This is a genomic window from Limnospira sp. (assembly GCF_051859755.1).
Taxonomy (GTDB): domain Bacteria; phylum Cyanobacteriota; class Cyanobacteriia; order Cyanobacteriales; family Microcoleaceae; genus Limnospira; species Limnospira fusiformis.
The window spans coordinates 1-14119 of sequence record NZ_JBIMLI010000002.1; the positions used below are offsets into that span (position 1 = coordinate 1).

A 14119-nucleotide genomic window follows, 5' to 3' on the forward strand; every position below is an offset into this window, starting at 1 on the left:
TTGGACAATGCAACGTTTCATAAAGGGGGGCGGATTGCTGAACTGGTGGAGGCAGCTCAATGCCGTTTACTCTATCTACCACCTTATTCGCCAGACCTCAACAAGATAGAGAAATGTTGGTCGTGGCTGAAAGCCCGTATTCGCCACTGCATTGAGCAGTTTGATTCTCTCCATGATGCCATGGATTCCGTTCTCAAAGCTGCGTCCTAACCACCTTGACTAATGCTATAAAGGGCAACAGACCGTCGAGAGAGGCTTTCGCTTCCTCAAAGACCCCCTCTTCTTTGCCAGTAGCGTCTTTGTCAAAAAGCCGCAGCGGGTCGAGGCCTTAGCTCTCATCATGGCCCTAACCCTTATGGTGTATACCCTCGCCGAACGCCAACTGCGACAGGCGCTAGATGCTCAGAAGCAAACGGTGCGCGACCAACGCCAACAACCCACCGCTAAACCGACCTTTCGCTGGATTATGCAGAAGTTTCAAGGAATCCACTGGGTTAATCTCGATGGGCAAAGGCAGATTAGCAATCTCAATGATGAACGGCGATTGATTATTCACCTCTTCGGTCCACCCGTTGAGCGCTATTACTACGCATCCGGTTAATTACCTATCAACCTGCGGAATGTAGGCTATAAACCAGTGAGTAATGCTATTCACAAGGCAGTAGTGAAAAATGTAAGCGCATGCTTAGAGGGTGAAGGATGTGACCAGAAGCTAAAGCCCAATTGTCATGGTTGGGATATGCCCACAGGTCACGGTGGGGATATAGATACTGCGGTCAGTAAGAGTATAATGGCGAGGACGAGTTTAAAGACTACGTGGTGCATATAGCTCTGAACATCGAAGTAGAAAGCAGGTCTCTTGATTCTGCTCCTTTGACAAATAGGGTATCCACACCAGGAGCCGTGTGATGGGAAACTATCAAGCACGGTTCTGAATGGGAGAGGGTGAAGGTGACTTCACTCTCGACCCCTAACCCTTTAAGGGGAAAGGATGTGACTGAAAGCCAATGCCTAACTGTAATGGTTGGGATATGCCCACTAGTCACGGTGTGGATATAGAGACTGCGATAAGTAGGAGTACTTATGACCAGAGCGAGTTTAAAGACTACGTAGTGTATATAGCTCCCAAAGTTGAAGTCATAAAGCAGGGGGTAGTAACCCTGTTCCTACTGACAATAGGGTATCCACATCAGGAGCCGTGTGATGTGAAAGTATCAAGCACGGTTTTGTATGGGAGTTGGGGAAGGCGACTTCCCTTTCGACCCCTACCAAAAAGTACAGTTACGCTCAAAAGAAAGCCAGACCAAAACCATCTAAAAACTATCACAAAGCTATAAATAGATATGCTCGTAAGCATTTAAGAGTAAGTAGGCAGCGAAAAGAATATTGCAAGAGATTAGCATATTCCGTTATCCAATCTACAGACTTGAATGTGAAAGGGCTGGCAAGAAATCGAAAACTAGCTAAATCTATTTCTGATGCAGGTTGGTCTACTTTTCGCAGTTGGCTAGAGTATTTTGGTGTGAAATATGGCAAGGTGACGGTAGCTGCAGAGCCTCGCTATACCAGCCAAGAATGCTCAAACTGGGGTCAATGAGTCAAGAAAACCCTATGAGAAAGAACACATAATGTGTTCGCACTGTGGGTATGTAGCCGACCGTGATGTTAATGTGGCAGCGAATATCCGGAAACGCGGACTAGCTAAGGCGGGGCACGCCGGAACTTACGCTTGGGGAGATTGGCTCTCTTGGGCTGTTGGTGTAAACCTGCGGTCTAATGGCGAGTAGCGCGAACCAAGAATCCCCGTCTCTTTAGAACGGGGAGTGTCAACTCTTTTCTAAATTATCAGTTATGGGGGGGGGAACTGGGGTTACTGGTTTATCATAACTGTAGCAGCAACAGGTTTGATAAATGACAATGGCCCGCAATTCCTAAGTCTCAGCTAGTTGTTTTTTTGGGAGCCAACAGCATCATCATGCTCCGTCCCTCTTGTTTGGGGGACTGTTGAACTTCTGCGTGTTCTTCTAGGTCTACTGCCATACGTTTTAGCAGCTCCCGGGCCAGGTTGCTATGCTGAATTTCTCGACCCCGGAACATGATTGTGGCTTTGACCTTATCGCCGGATTTAAGGAAGCGCTTGGCTTGATTCACACGCACCTGATAGTCGTGATCATCAATTTTGTAACGCATCTTAACTTCTTTGACATCGGCGGTATGCTGCTTTTTACGAGCTTCCCGAACTTTCTTTTCCTGTTCATATTTGAACTTCCCATAATCCATAATCCGGCATACGGGAGGGTCAGCTTTATCGCTAACCAGAACTAGGTCTAGTTCCTTTTCCTGAGCTAGTTTCATGGCTTCCCTGGGAGTCATGATCCCTAGCTGACCGCCTTCGGTATCGATCAGGCGAATCTTAGGAAAGCGGATATTGTCGTTGATTTGAGGTAAGTTGCGATTTCTTTTTGATTCTATCACAGGCATTACAGGAATTTTAAGTTAATGAGGTTAACGAATGTCTCGAAAATTGTGGGTCGCACTAACCGAACATTGTACTGATTTCCCATATCAATAGGCTTGACATTTAATCTAAACTTTAGGGACCCTAGTATTTTAGGGGTAACTTTCAAGTTATGTTGCACTCAGGACGACGGTTAGATGGATTTACCAGACTTGCACAAACAGATGGGCTTTCAGCGTGATTGGATTTGGAGGGGTTGGAGAGTTCGCTATACTTTTCTGCGTTGGCAGCACCCTAAAGAGGCTAAATCGCCTATTTTTGAGGTTCAAGACCCACTCGGGAGCAACTCTCCTGTTCCTTTAATTTTCCTTCACGGCTTTGGTGCATCTATCGGCCACTGGAGACACAATTTGTCGGTCTTCAGTCATTCGCACCCAGTTTATGCTTTGGACTTATTGGGGTTTGGTGGTTCTGAAAAGGCGATCGCTCCATATAATGTTTCCCTCTGGACCGAATTGGTGCATGACTTTTGGCAAACTTTTATCCGCCGTCCGACCATCTGGGTGGGAAACTCTATTGGTTCTCTAATCGCCTTAGCAACTGTTGCTCAATATCCCAAAACCGCTAAAGGTTTGGTTATGCTCAGTTTACCCGATCCCGCCGCTCAAGCGGACTTATTACCTGGGTGGATGGTTCCCCCAGTTGAGTTAATCCAAAGTTTGGTTGCTTCCCCTATTATATTACGTCCCATATTCTATCTAGTGAGACAACCATCTGTCATCAGTCGTTGGGTTAAATTAGCCTATCACAATCCTGATGCAGTTACAGAGGAACTGATACATATTCTATCTACTCCACCCCAAGAACGAGGGGCAGCTAGGGCTTTTACTATTCTGTTTCGGATTATGGGGAGTTCTAAACTCGGCCCTGCTGTACGCAGTCTATTTCCCCAGGTGCAGGTTCCCATATTACTACTCTGGGGAAAACAGGATCGACTGATTCCCCTGAAACTGGCTAAACCTCACCTCTACCTAAAATATAATCCCCACATCAAGTTAGTAGAACTGGAGGGCGCGGGTCACTGCCCCCATGATGAATGTCCCGAACGGGTGAACCGGGAAATTTTCGACTGGATTAAAAGTTGCTTAGGGGAAACTCTAACTCTACCCTAACGCCGAACTCGTCACTGATATCGTCAGTCGTCCAGAGCTGTATCAATTTTCTGGCGGATTTGTTGATAATCCTGATGATTGAGGGCATACAACGGGGCTAATCCAATCCCCGCTGCGCTGTGAGACCAAGCTAGAAGACGCCAGTTCCCTAACCTGGGAGAAGGGTCAAATTCTGGAAAATCCGGTCAGTTGCACGCCAGGGGTTAGAATTGAGGCAGAAACTGAATTTTTCCGGATCCAGGAGACAGCCAGAAAACTCGCGCTAAGTTAATGAAGTCGAATTAACCGCCCGGGGGCGGCATCAGTCAACACATAGAGATGACCATCAGGACTTTCCCGAACATCCCGCACACGCTGACCGATCGCGATCGCTCGTTGGTCTATCACCTCACCGGACTCATTTAATTGGATATGATGCACGGATTGGGATACCAAACCCCCAGCAAACAAATCGCCCCCATGCACGGCTAACCCGGACGGAGCGATCGCTGGTGTCCAAACGATATGGGGGTCAACCATATCTGGATGGGTTTGGCGATCGGAAATCTGCCCCCCCGTATATTCCCGACTATGGGTTACAAGAGGCCAGCCGTAATTTTTCCCCCCTTTAATCAGATTTAACTCATCCCCACCAAGCGCCCCATGTTCCGTAGACCAAACGTGACCCCGTTGGGAATCAATCGCCAACCCCTGAATATTCCGATGACCATAACTCCAAATAGCAGGGTCACTATCAGGGTCTCCCTGCCAAGGATTATCACCGGGAATTGAGCCATCGTCATTCAGGCGTACAATCTTACCCAAATGACTCTCTCGATTTTGAGCCTGTAAGCGAATCAGTTCCCCGTCGAGTTCCACCGGTGGATTTCCCCCATCACCAATCGCCACCAGCAGAGTATCATCGGGTAACCACACGATGCGCGAACCAAAGTGTTGTCCTCCCCGCTTCAAAGGAACAGCTTGGAAAATCACCTCGACATTCTCTAGGCTGTTTCCCCTTAACTCCCCTCTACCCACTGCCACCCCATTGGCTTCGGGCGTTCCTTGGGAATAGGTGAAATAAATCAATGAATTTTCCTCAAACCGGGGATGAACGGCAATATCGAGTAAACCTCCCTGATTCAGGACTAAGATTTCTGGCAACCCAGCTACAGGAGTAGGGTCGAGAACCCCATCGCGCACTATCCGTAAGCGTCCTGGTCGCTCAGTAATCAGCATTGTCCCATCAGGAAGCCACGCTAATCCCCAGGGATGTTCCAAATTCTCCACTACTGTGGTTTGTTCCCACTCCCGATTCAGAGGGATAGATGCACCAGACTCAACCTCGGTGGATAGGATTTGTCCTATAGGGTTTTCCGGTTGGGTTTCTACTCCGGTTGGTGTTGCACAAGCCATCAAGAGCAAACTTCCTAGCAAACTGCCAGCAATGGGAGTAAGGAGTTGAATCATCTTGAATCTCATGGGGCCTTGGTCACGGTCAACTGTTAACTATGCACTATTATTGATTTAGATAGCTGCGAAGAACTCTTTAGACTTAACTGGGTCGGGGTTCATGGTTTTATCTCCTGGCTTCCAACCTGCGGGACAAACTTCGCCGGGGTTAGCTTGCACATATTGGATCGCTTGTAAGGTCCGTAGGGTTTCGTCTACATTACGACCGAAGGCGAGGTTATTGATAGTGGCGTGTTGAATAATGCCATCTTTGTCAATAATGAACAGACCCCGCAGTGCAATTCCGGCTTCTGGGTCAAGCACATTGTAGGCGGCGCTGATTTCTTTTTTAATGTCAGACACTAGGGGATAGTTGAGGTCGCCAACTCCACCGGACTGGCGATCGCTTTGAATCCAAGCTAGGTGAGAAAATTCGCTATCGACAGAAACCCCTAAGATTTGGGTGTTAATGGCTGAAAATTCTTCAGCGCGATCGCTAAATGCGGTAATTTCTGTCGGACAGACAAAAGTAAAGTCCAGGGGATAAAAGAACAGAACAACGTATTTACCCCGATATTCAGATAACTTAATAGTTTTGAACTCTTGGTCAATAACCGCTGTGGCGGTAAAATCCGGGGCTGCTAAACCAACGCGAATACACTCACTTGTCATGGGTCAATCTCCTAATTCCTCTGAAAACCCAGTTTTTTATGGCTGAGTTTACCATTTGTTATGCTTGCATCATCCTGATCATACTATAATTGACCGCCAGATATTTCCGCCGGCGCGTTGGTTAGAGGCCCCGGTTTATGGGGGGCCTGGCTCAAAGGGTCCCATGTGTTTTTGTGTAGGACCCTAGGTTAAATCAGTTCAATAAATGGCTCTGGCGGGATTTGAACCTGCGACCTTGGGCTTATGAGTCCCCTGCTCTAACCACTGAGCTACAGAGCCTTGTTCTTCAACAATTTATAATCCTAGCACCTTTTCCCCATATATGGCAAGCTATCGCCCAAAAAATTTTCAACCTGTTAAGGGGGGGGAACAGACCAGGGGAAGATCTGGGTCTGTTCTTAGCCGCAAATTGGTCATTAATCCCTGGACAACAAAGCCATAGGATTGACAGCCCCATTTCCGGTGGGGTGAATTTCAAAGTGCAAGTGAGGACCAGTGCTAAACCCGGTGCTACCCATTTCCGCAATTAGCTGACCTTGGGTAACTTTCTGCCCTTTACTGACCAGATTCCGGTGATTATGAGCATAAAGGGTAACACTGCCATCAGGATGCTCTAGTTCCACCAAGTTGCCATAGCCACCGCTGTTCCAACCAGAAAAGATAACCACTCCCGGAGCGGCTGCTAAGATGGGAGTACCCACCGGACCGGCAATATCAATACCTCGGTGCATTCTTCCCCAACGCCAACCGTAGCCGGAGGTTAAAATTCCCTCGGCTGGCCAAATATAGCCAGCAAACCGTGTGGAGCCTCCCGGTAGGTAGGCATCCGGGCCAAGTAGTGGCGGTAAATCGGGGGAAACAATGCGACCGAGAGTAGGGTTCTGAAGTGGATCATAAGCACTAGCCCCCAGAGGAGCAGTAGCAACCAATGAATTGGGGTTATCTTCGGAACCTGGTTCTGGGCGGCGGGAAATCTCTTGAGTAGCCCCGTCTGAGGGTTTTTCCCCATCGATATCCTTTTGATATTGGTAGGCTGTGGGGTTAAACTCAGGGTTAATCCGTTGTAGTCGTCTGGGGTTAGGTTCAGTAGCAGCCAACACCTGATCAGCGGTTTCGGCTTTTTCGGCTTTCGCCTCGATCACTACTTCTTCTGGTTCCTGAGAAAAGCTGACAGTTTGATAGGAATAGGTGGGTTGAGACTGTTGAGCGTGGTACTCGTTTCGCAGTCGCTCAATCTCAGTTCTCAGGCGATCGCTATAGAGTCTACTGCCGCTGTGGCGGCGATTGAGAGGGGTAAGCCTTCTCTCCTCAGCATCAGCAAGACTAAATTCCCCATTACTACTGGGTTGGGACTCACCACTAGTTGATAGATCCTTTCGTGAAGCTGTAGTTGAGTTATCAGTATAGTTAGACTCTATGACAGGGGTTTGTTGACTGAGTTCCGAAAGTTTCCTGGGGGAAATGCGATCGCCGCCATCATTTGATGTACCCAAGCGATCGCCCAAATCCACTTTCAGGCCCACCGGTTTGGTGATATCGCCAGATATTTGGGACGGGAGAACTGTAGGAGTCACAGTTTGACTCAAGCGTAGTCTAACAGAAGCTCCCGGAGTATTGTTGTTAGTAGATGCTCTGTGGCTAGGAGTAGTAGTTTGGGCAGAACCCAAATCAATTCTGGAGTTGTTTAAGTTGTGATCTGCTGTGTAACTATCTCTTGGAGATGCCAGATAGTTATGCAAACGTTTAGGAATCCTCAGTTCTTGATCAACCTTAATCAAGTGAGGGTCAGTCAAATTATTAGCTCTAATCACATCATCTACTGACACCCCGTGGGCCTCAGCAATTCGAGCTATAGTGTCTCCTGAACTGACCTTATAGACCACCGAAACCGACTGAGTGGGGTCTGAGTCAATCACCAAGGTACCGGGAACCCTATTAAAGGAACTGATATCAGTTTCCCTAATTGTCTCCCTAACCGCATTGCTCACCTGGGAAGGTTGAGAAAACCGTGGGCTAGGGGCAGTGTTTTCCGTCACATCAGAGCTATAGGAGTCTGAACCGCTAATGCCATTTCCCACAGCCCTTTCTGTGGTGTCAAACCTTTCTATGGTGTCAAACTGATAGGGGAAAGGTTTTTCTTCAGATTTTGATAAAGACGGTTCCGAGACAACCACAGACCCAGGCTGGGCTTGCTCTTGGGCTTGAGTCTCGTTTTCCTGATGGTCAATAACTGCTGCTGGTTCTACTGGGGTTGCCGAACCCATAGACCCAGAATTAGATTCTGTCAGGTTTCGCAGAATGGATGGTTGCCAATCTGATGAATCAGATACTGAGTCGCCGTCTTGATTAAGTGCAGCTTGATTGGAAGAAGACTGCATCGATTTGGTGCTATCGGCTTTTAGTGACTCAGTAGCAGCACTACCCCCTTCGGGAAACAGAAGACCTGATGCAATCGCTAAACCCAAGAACGCAGCAGAGGTTTTTACCTTGCTCCGACTGGGGGCTGTCACCTGTTGTGTAGTTTCCACGTTCATATCTGTATTAATGGCATCCGTAACAACAGGCTGATTGTTGTGTGGAACTGTTCCTTTCAAAGAACGACCTCCTATGGAGAAGCGCTTAAACTGTTTTTGGGGCTGGTTTTCCTCAGTTATCTGTATTTAACACGGCTTTAAGCAGAACCTGCGATTACAGTAACTGATAAGTGATATTTATCATGCTGATTGCATGATGCCCACCACTGGCAGCCATATTGATATTGATTAGGTCAGATTACCTTGCTTTTTGAATTTCGACAAGCCACCTTTACCCATCAATTACCACAAAGTTGAGAGTGTGAGTTAACAATCTGGCAATTCCCTTGATGTCATAGATAAAAGACAGTTGGCAGGAAATGCAGATTGGGAATCCGTTGATCCCGAATCAAACTTTACACCATCTACCTCAAAAAACACAATGGCTTGGGAACCATGTTTTGTGGTTTCCCAACTTTAGCAGAGTAGTGTTAAGAATATACTCAAGTAGCCAACAACTTGATACATCAATCCTTACGCCGACTTTACCCTCTCACCCAGACATCCTTGGATTGATCACGAAAATCTATCAGAAGACATAGAGCTACTCCTCCTAGAGTATATAATCAAAACTTATGTTTAGACCGTGGGGGTTAAGCCAGCAAACCTAGTTGTCGGCGGGCTTCAAACAATCCTACAGCGGCACTAACGGAGAGGTTCAGGCTGCGGACATTCGGCTGACACATGGGGATGTAGACGGTAGCTTGACAGAGGGCTAGAACTTCTGGGGGGAGTCCTTCTGTCTCGCTACCAAACAGCAGCCAATCATTTTCCTGAAATTGAAAGGACACATAATTCTGTTTTCCACGGGCGCTAAATCCTACCCAGCGGCCCCCTAATGGTTGGTGAAAGGCTTGGAAATCCTCTATATGGGTATGGTATTTAAGGGGTACATAGGGCCAGTAATCTAGTCCTGCCCGTTTCAGATAGCGATCGCTAATTTCAAATCCCAGGGGGCCCACCAGATGCAAGGGTGTTTGGGTCGCCGCACAGGTGCGGGCAATATTCCCTGTATTTTGGGGGATTTGAGGATTAACTAGAACGAGTTGGGGCATAGTCGATCGCATTGAAAGGCCAGGAATTTACCCGCCAGAAGTTAATACTATATAATCCCCAACTCCTGAACTAAAAGCCACATTTCTATAGCTTTTCTTTATATTTCCTCCTTGGCTGAGGACATAAGATATATTAATAGGTCTTTTGCATCAACCCACTAGGTAACCAGTAATTGACATAATTTATCTTCAAGTTCCTGCTCCTGTTCATAAGCATCAGCGATCGCCTTTTTGATAATACTACGAGTATCGATGCCACTTTCATACTGTTTTAGCCACTGTTGGGCGCTGTTTCCCGACCGCAGAATCTTTTTGAGGGGAGACAGAAAACAGCTAAAACCACGCTGTTTAGCCACTGGCCAAACTTCTTGATACAGATTATCGATCCAATCGCGGGCTAAAATACTGCTGCCATCTTTCCAGTGTTTCAGGTTAGCATCCAGACTCCGGTGCGCTACTGCTTCCTCGTTGGCATCTGCGATCGCCACTAATTCCTGATTGCGGGTGTTTGCTGGTAGGCTACTCAATTCCAGGGGGTCTAGGTTCGGGGTCTCCATCAGTTGCCATAACCTTGCCTCTAAGAAGGCTGTAGTCGCCAGTAAGGCTATGGGATTCACCATTAGGTCACAAATCCTTAATTCCAGGCGATTGAGGCTGTAGGGGCGACGAACCCCATTAGGACGCACGGAACACCACAGGTGTCGCACATTTCTCATAGTTCCGGCTTCTAGTTGTTCATTAGTCCACTGGATATAATGAGAATGACTTTCAAAGAGGGGAACGTGGCGGGGAGTTTTGGGGAACAAATGCCACCTATGGGAGTGATAACCGGTGGGTTTACCGTCCAAAAAGGGAGAGGAGGCACTTAGGGCGAGGTATAATGGTGCTTCTACCCGCACTAGGCGCACGGCACGCATTAGCACTTCTGGATCATCAATACCGATGTTAATATGGATGCTGGCCGTAACTACATCAGTTCCGTAGGTTTCCTGAATGTAGGCATGATAGGGGTTGTTGGGGTCAGAACGGTAAAAGCGCCGACTATCTCCCAGAGAGAGAGTGCTACCTGGTATAATGGTGTAGTTGCCAAGTTGGCGCAGGTATTGTCGCAGTTGTTGCCGAGGTTTGACTAAAGCGCAAAGAGAGCGATCGTAACTGCAAATTGGGGCGGTGATATACTCCACATTGCGGGTATCTGGTTCCCGGACAAACCCATCAAGATTTTTAACTATTTTATCGGAAAAGCCTACTATGTCCCCCTGGGGTGTACCCGTGTACATTTCGACTTCAAAACCTTTGGGTAGTAACACTTTTGTGCCTCACTTAAATTTAGATGAACGGAAACTAGGATAGGGTCCCTATAGTGGACAGTTGACAGCTATTAAGTAAGGACTCCGACTTTCCCAGTTCCCGTGTTTATAGACATGACGACTAAGACCCACTCTGAGAGTGAGTTTTAAGTTGATTCTAGCATTGATTCGGAGTTCCAAGGAAAAATACTTTCCGATTCCGAAAAGTTAAAAATATAGTCATAATCAAATTCTAGCGCCCGGATATGCCTAGTTACAGAAAAGCCACAGTTAACAATTTGGTCAGTGGTAAAAGTTGCCATAATTAAAGCCATGAGTTTTTGAGAACTGACTTCCGGTGGTTTCACAAAATAATCTCGTTTGGCAAAAAATACTTTTTCATCTTTCGGGACCACCAGGCGATTAATGCGGTGGGCATATTGAATAGGTTTAATATATTGTTTGATAAAATCGTCCTGATTTTTTTGCAGTCGGGCGAGTCTTTCGTGTTGTTGCCAACTCATTGTGAACATGATTTTAATCAATTCAAAGCCGACAATATAATTAAAAACGTTCTCTTTTTCTTGGGTGCTGGCTACCAATTTTAAAGCTGATTCCAAGTAGATATCTGGCTGACATCTGGCATCTTGGGCGGAGTGTATATAAAACTGACGGATATATTTGCGGAGAACTCCCTCGGTCAAGGGGCTAGTCACTTTAAACCAGTTAAAGTATCTTTGAATCCGATTAATTGAGTCGATATCTTCCAGTAATTTAGACACTAAGCCATCGGCGGTATATTCATCTAAAAATTCCGCCTGTTTTTCGGGAGGGGAGGCACAGAATATATAACACAAAGACAGTAAATAGCGCCGCTGTTTCCAAGGCAAACTTTCCGCCCATTCTTGGGCTTTGGGAGGTAGTTTATCAAATAAAATGTTATTTTTGAGAGGGGCTAAAATGTCAGCGTTTGATTCGAGTTTCATAGTAGTTGTGTCCCACTGTCGGTTTTTTGATATTAGCTGACAGCAATTCTAAGCCACTGCATCACTGGAGACATTGTTACCATTTTCACAGGGGCGATCGCCATTTTCCACCTATGCCAACCGGGGCAACTTTGTGGGGGGTAAAAATCCTATTTCACAACTTATGATCGCTGCCAATTACGTCTCAAAATTTTCGGAACTACCAACACCAGTACGATCGCCACTGTTATCGCCCCCAATATAGGCAGAGAAATCGCCAATACTGATAAGATCATAGCGCACAGCAACTCCATTGTGGATACCAATGGATTAGCCAAGCCTCCGGTGGCCATAGTAGAGGCGACACGGGTAATACCCATTAACATTTCAATCACTCCGGCTGATCCAGCCCCCAGAATTATAGAGACTGTCCACATCCACCGAGGTTCCATGTCTGGTAAAAATGCAGCTACAATCAAAGTAGCCACCACCATAGCGATCGGTGCTTCCAGGATATCCAAAGCATGATCGACTCCGGGGATAAAATAGACGATCGCCTCCACTGCTAACAGAGTAGCGACGGCTATCAACCCCGTCTCGGTTCCCAAAATCTCTAAGTCGGGGGGTAGGTCAAAATCGCCGTATATGGCGGCTGTGCTCAAAATTACCGGGGGTACAAATATTCTAAACCCACAGGCGGCGCTTAAACCAACGCCGCAAAAAATCCCTAACAGATAATTCATCATCATATTTTCACTTTCTACTATTATCTAATTACAGGCGATACTGGCGGTAAACGTCCGTAGCGGCGCGGTGTAGGAGAGAATGGCGGTAAACCAAACTCTGCATATCTTCACAGTAACCACCGCCAATAATTCCCGCCACCGGATATCCCATTCCCACACAGGTAGACAAAACTTGCATTTCCCGCCGCCATAACCCAGAGTCAGTTAGGGCCAATTTTCCTAAGCGATCGCCAATATGGGTATCTACTCCTGCATCATAGATCACTAGATCTGGGCGAAATTCCGTAAGCAAGTCAGGTAAATGACTGGCTAAAATTTGCAAATATTCTTCGTCTTCCATACCCACGGCTAGGGGAATATCGCGATCGCTTGTTTGTTTTTTAGCCGGAAAGTTAGCTTGACAGTGCATTGAAAAGGTAAATACATGGGGGTTATCTTGAAAAATTACCGCCGTTGCGTCCCCCTGGTGTACATCAAGATCCACAATCAGGATTTTTTTGGCTAGTCCTAATTTTTGCATGACACAGGCAGCGATCGCTATATCATTGAATATGCAGAAACCAGATCCATAGTTAGGGAAGGCGTGGTGAGTGCCTCCGGCCGTGTTGCAGGCTAAACCGTGAGATAATGCTAGTTTAGCCGTCAATATGGCACCCCCCACTGCGATACAGGTCCGCTGTGCTAAAGCCTGACTCCAGGGGAGACCTATGCGACGTTGTGCTTTCGGGTCTAGTTTCCCCTGACAGTAAGCCTCTACATAGTCCCGGTGGTGGACTAATTCGATCCACTCAGTAGGTGGCAGTTTGGGTAGGTGAAGTTGCGATCGTCTGATTACGCCTTCTTGGAGTAACATATCACAAAGTAACCCAAATTTCGGCATCGGAAAACGGTGTCCTGGTGGCAGGGGGGCTACATAGTCGGGATGAAAAACAATCGGCAAATTCATCGGTGCATATATTCAGGTTGTACAATCTAACTAATATTAAATTCAACTAGAGACAATTAACATGGATAGCACAACTATTTGGGAGTTAGGCAGCAGCAACCCTGATAATGCCAATAACCTGGAAGTTATTAGACAATGGTGGGCTAACCTCCAGAATATTAAAATCGACTGGCAACAGCGACTTATGCCACAGGATACAGACCCCAGTCAGTTAAACTGGGAACCCCAAAAGTTTGACGAAAATTTTGTAATTTGCAACCCCGAAATCAGGGGAATCACCATTTTTTGGAGTAAACCAAACAACCCCGACCAACGTAGTATCACCCCCCGGAAAATGGTGCTTTACCTTGACCACCAACAGCTTTATATTTTCTCTCAATCTCAACAGCAACTGGTGCTGAAAGTTAGTATCCCTGAGCTTAAATATGACACCATCAATATCGAAAATCCTCATATTGCCGTGGGCAATAATGGCTTAATGATACTATTTAGAGACCCGGCACAATTATTGGATGTCAAGGTAATTCTTACCCCAGAAAAATTACAGCAACTCAAGCAAAAATTAATTTAATAATTGAGAAACCGGGTTTCTTGACCTCTGGGACAAACGGGTTTCTTGACCGCGATATCGGTGGTGTGTCAGATGAATAAAATTTGCCGTTTACCCGATAGGTTATCCCTCGGACGCTACGAGGGTAATAATTATTAATTATTAATTATTAATTATTAATTATTCTTGACCTCTGGGACAAACGGGTTTCTTGACCGCGATATCGGTGGTGTGTCAGATGAATAAAATTTGCCGTTTACCC

Annotated in this window: 13 protein-coding genes, 1 tRNA gene and 1 pseudogene; 5 read left to right on the top strand and 10 right to left on the bottom strand. The window is 46.6% G+C overall.

Going from position 1 to position 14119, the window contains the following annotated elements; translation table 11 throughout:
• The 3 genes and pseudogenes from ACTIE0_RS00510 to ACTIE0_RS00520 form a co-directional block, all read left to right on the top strand.
• Positions 1 to 210, top strand: a 210-nt coding sequence (locus tag ACTIE0_RS00510; protein WP_439516818.1) for a transposase, incomplete at its 5' end; no start/stop codon positions are given.
• Positions 211 to 226: 16 nt separating this feature from the next.
• Positions 227 to 601 (top strand): annotated as a pseudogene (locus ACTIE0_RS00515) (IS1634 family transposase); the annotation flags it as partial.
• Between the two features lie 831 nt (positions 602 to 1432).
• Entirely contained in the window at positions 1433 to 1597 is a 165-nt protein-coding gene (locus ACTIE0_RS00520) for a zinc ribbon domain-containing protein (RefSeq protein WP_315640501.1), read from the top strand.
• A gap of 341 nt (positions 1598 to 1938) precedes the next feature.
• Here ACTIE0_RS00520 and infC read toward each other — a convergent pair whose 3' ends face one another.
• Positions 1939 to 2481: a translation initiation factor IF-3 gene (gene infC, locus ACTIE0_RS00525; protein WP_006624331.1), complete on the bottom strand. Its 543-nt coding sequence runs from the start codon at positions 2479 to 2481 to the stop codon at positions 1939 to 1941.
• Positions 2482 to 2655: 174 nt separating this feature from the next.
• Here infC and ACTIE0_RS00530 point away from each other — a divergent pair, with 174 nt between their 5' ends.
• On the top strand, positions 2656 to 3630 hold the full coding sequence (locus tag ACTIE0_RS00530) for an alpha/beta fold hydrolase (RefSeq protein ID WP_006624330.1): 975 nt from the start codon (positions 2656 to 2658) through the stop codon (positions 3628 to 3630).
• Positions 3631 to 3897: 267 nt separating this feature from the next.
• On the opposite strand, the gene ACTIE0_RS00535 is transcribed toward ACTIE0_RS00530, so the two are convergent.
• The 9 genes from ACTIE0_RS00535 to ACTIE0_RS00575 form a co-directional block, all read right to left on the bottom strand.
• Positions 3898 to 5079 carry a PQQ-dependent sugar dehydrogenase gene (locus ACTIE0_RS00535; RefSeq protein ID WP_006624329.1) on the bottom strand — a complete coding sequence of 394 codons (1182 nt, stop codon included), beginning with the start codon at positions 5077 to 5079 and terminating at the stop codon, positions 3898 to 3900.
• Positions 5080 to 5136: 57 nt separating this feature from the next.
• Positions 5137 to 5733, bottom strand: coding sequence for a peroxiredoxin (locus tag ACTIE0_RS00540; protein WP_006624328.1), 597 nt, complete (start codon positions 5731 to 5733; stop codon positions 5137 to 5139).
• A 206-nt stretch (positions 5734 to 5939) separates the two neighbouring features.
• Positions 5940 to 6012, bottom strand: a tRNA-Met gene (locus ACTIE0_RS00545).
• Positions 6013 to 6149: 137 nt separating this feature from the next.
• Complete coding sequence (locus tag ACTIE0_RS00550; protein WP_006668433.1) at positions 6150 to 8327, bottom strand: peptidoglycan DD-metalloendopeptidase family protein; 2178 nt, start codon at positions 8325 to 8327, stop codon at positions 6150 to 6152.
• A gap of 572 nt (positions 8328 to 8899) precedes the next feature.
• Positions 8900 to 9361: a tRNA (cytidine(34)-2'-O)-methyltransferase gene (locus ACTIE0_RS00555; RefSeq protein WP_035759327.1), complete on the bottom strand. Its 462-nt coding sequence runs from the start codon at positions 9359 to 9361 to the stop codon at positions 8900 to 8902.
• A 158-nt stretch (positions 9362 to 9519) separates the two neighbouring features.
• Entirely contained in the window at positions 9520 to 10671 is a 1152-nt protein-coding gene (gene gshA, locus ACTIE0_RS00560) for a glutamate--cysteine ligase (RefSeq protein ID WP_006624325.1), read from the bottom strand.
• A gap of 146 nt (positions 10672 to 10817) precedes the next feature.
• On the bottom strand, positions 10818 to 11636 hold the full coding sequence (locus ACTIE0_RS00565; protein ID WP_006624324.1) for a hypothetical protein: 819 nt from the start codon (positions 11634 to 11636) through the stop codon (positions 10818 to 10820).
• Positions 11637 to 11797: 161 nt separating this feature from the next.
• On the bottom strand, positions 11798 to 12364 hold the full coding sequence (locus ACTIE0_RS00570) for a DUF4126 domain-containing protein (RefSeq protein ID WP_006624323.1): 567 nt from the start codon (positions 12362 to 12364) through the stop codon (positions 11798 to 11800).
• 25 nt (positions 12365 to 12389) lie between these two features.
• A complete protein-coding gene (locus ACTIE0_RS00575) occupies positions 12390 to 13307 on the bottom strand; it encodes a histone deacetylase family protein (protein ID WP_006624322.1) in 918 nt (305 codons plus the stop codon).
• A gap of 61 nt (positions 13308 to 13368) precedes the next feature.
• Between ACTIE0_RS00575 and ACTIE0_RS00580 the strand changes: the two genes are divergently transcribed.
• The gene (locus ACTIE0_RS00580; protein ID WP_006624321.1) at positions 13369 to 13878 is read left to right on the top strand and encodes a hypothetical protein; all 510 of its coding nucleotides are present in this window, start codon (positions 13369 to 13371) and stop codon (positions 13876 to 13878) included.
• Positions 13879 to 14119 lie beyond the last annotated feature (241 nt).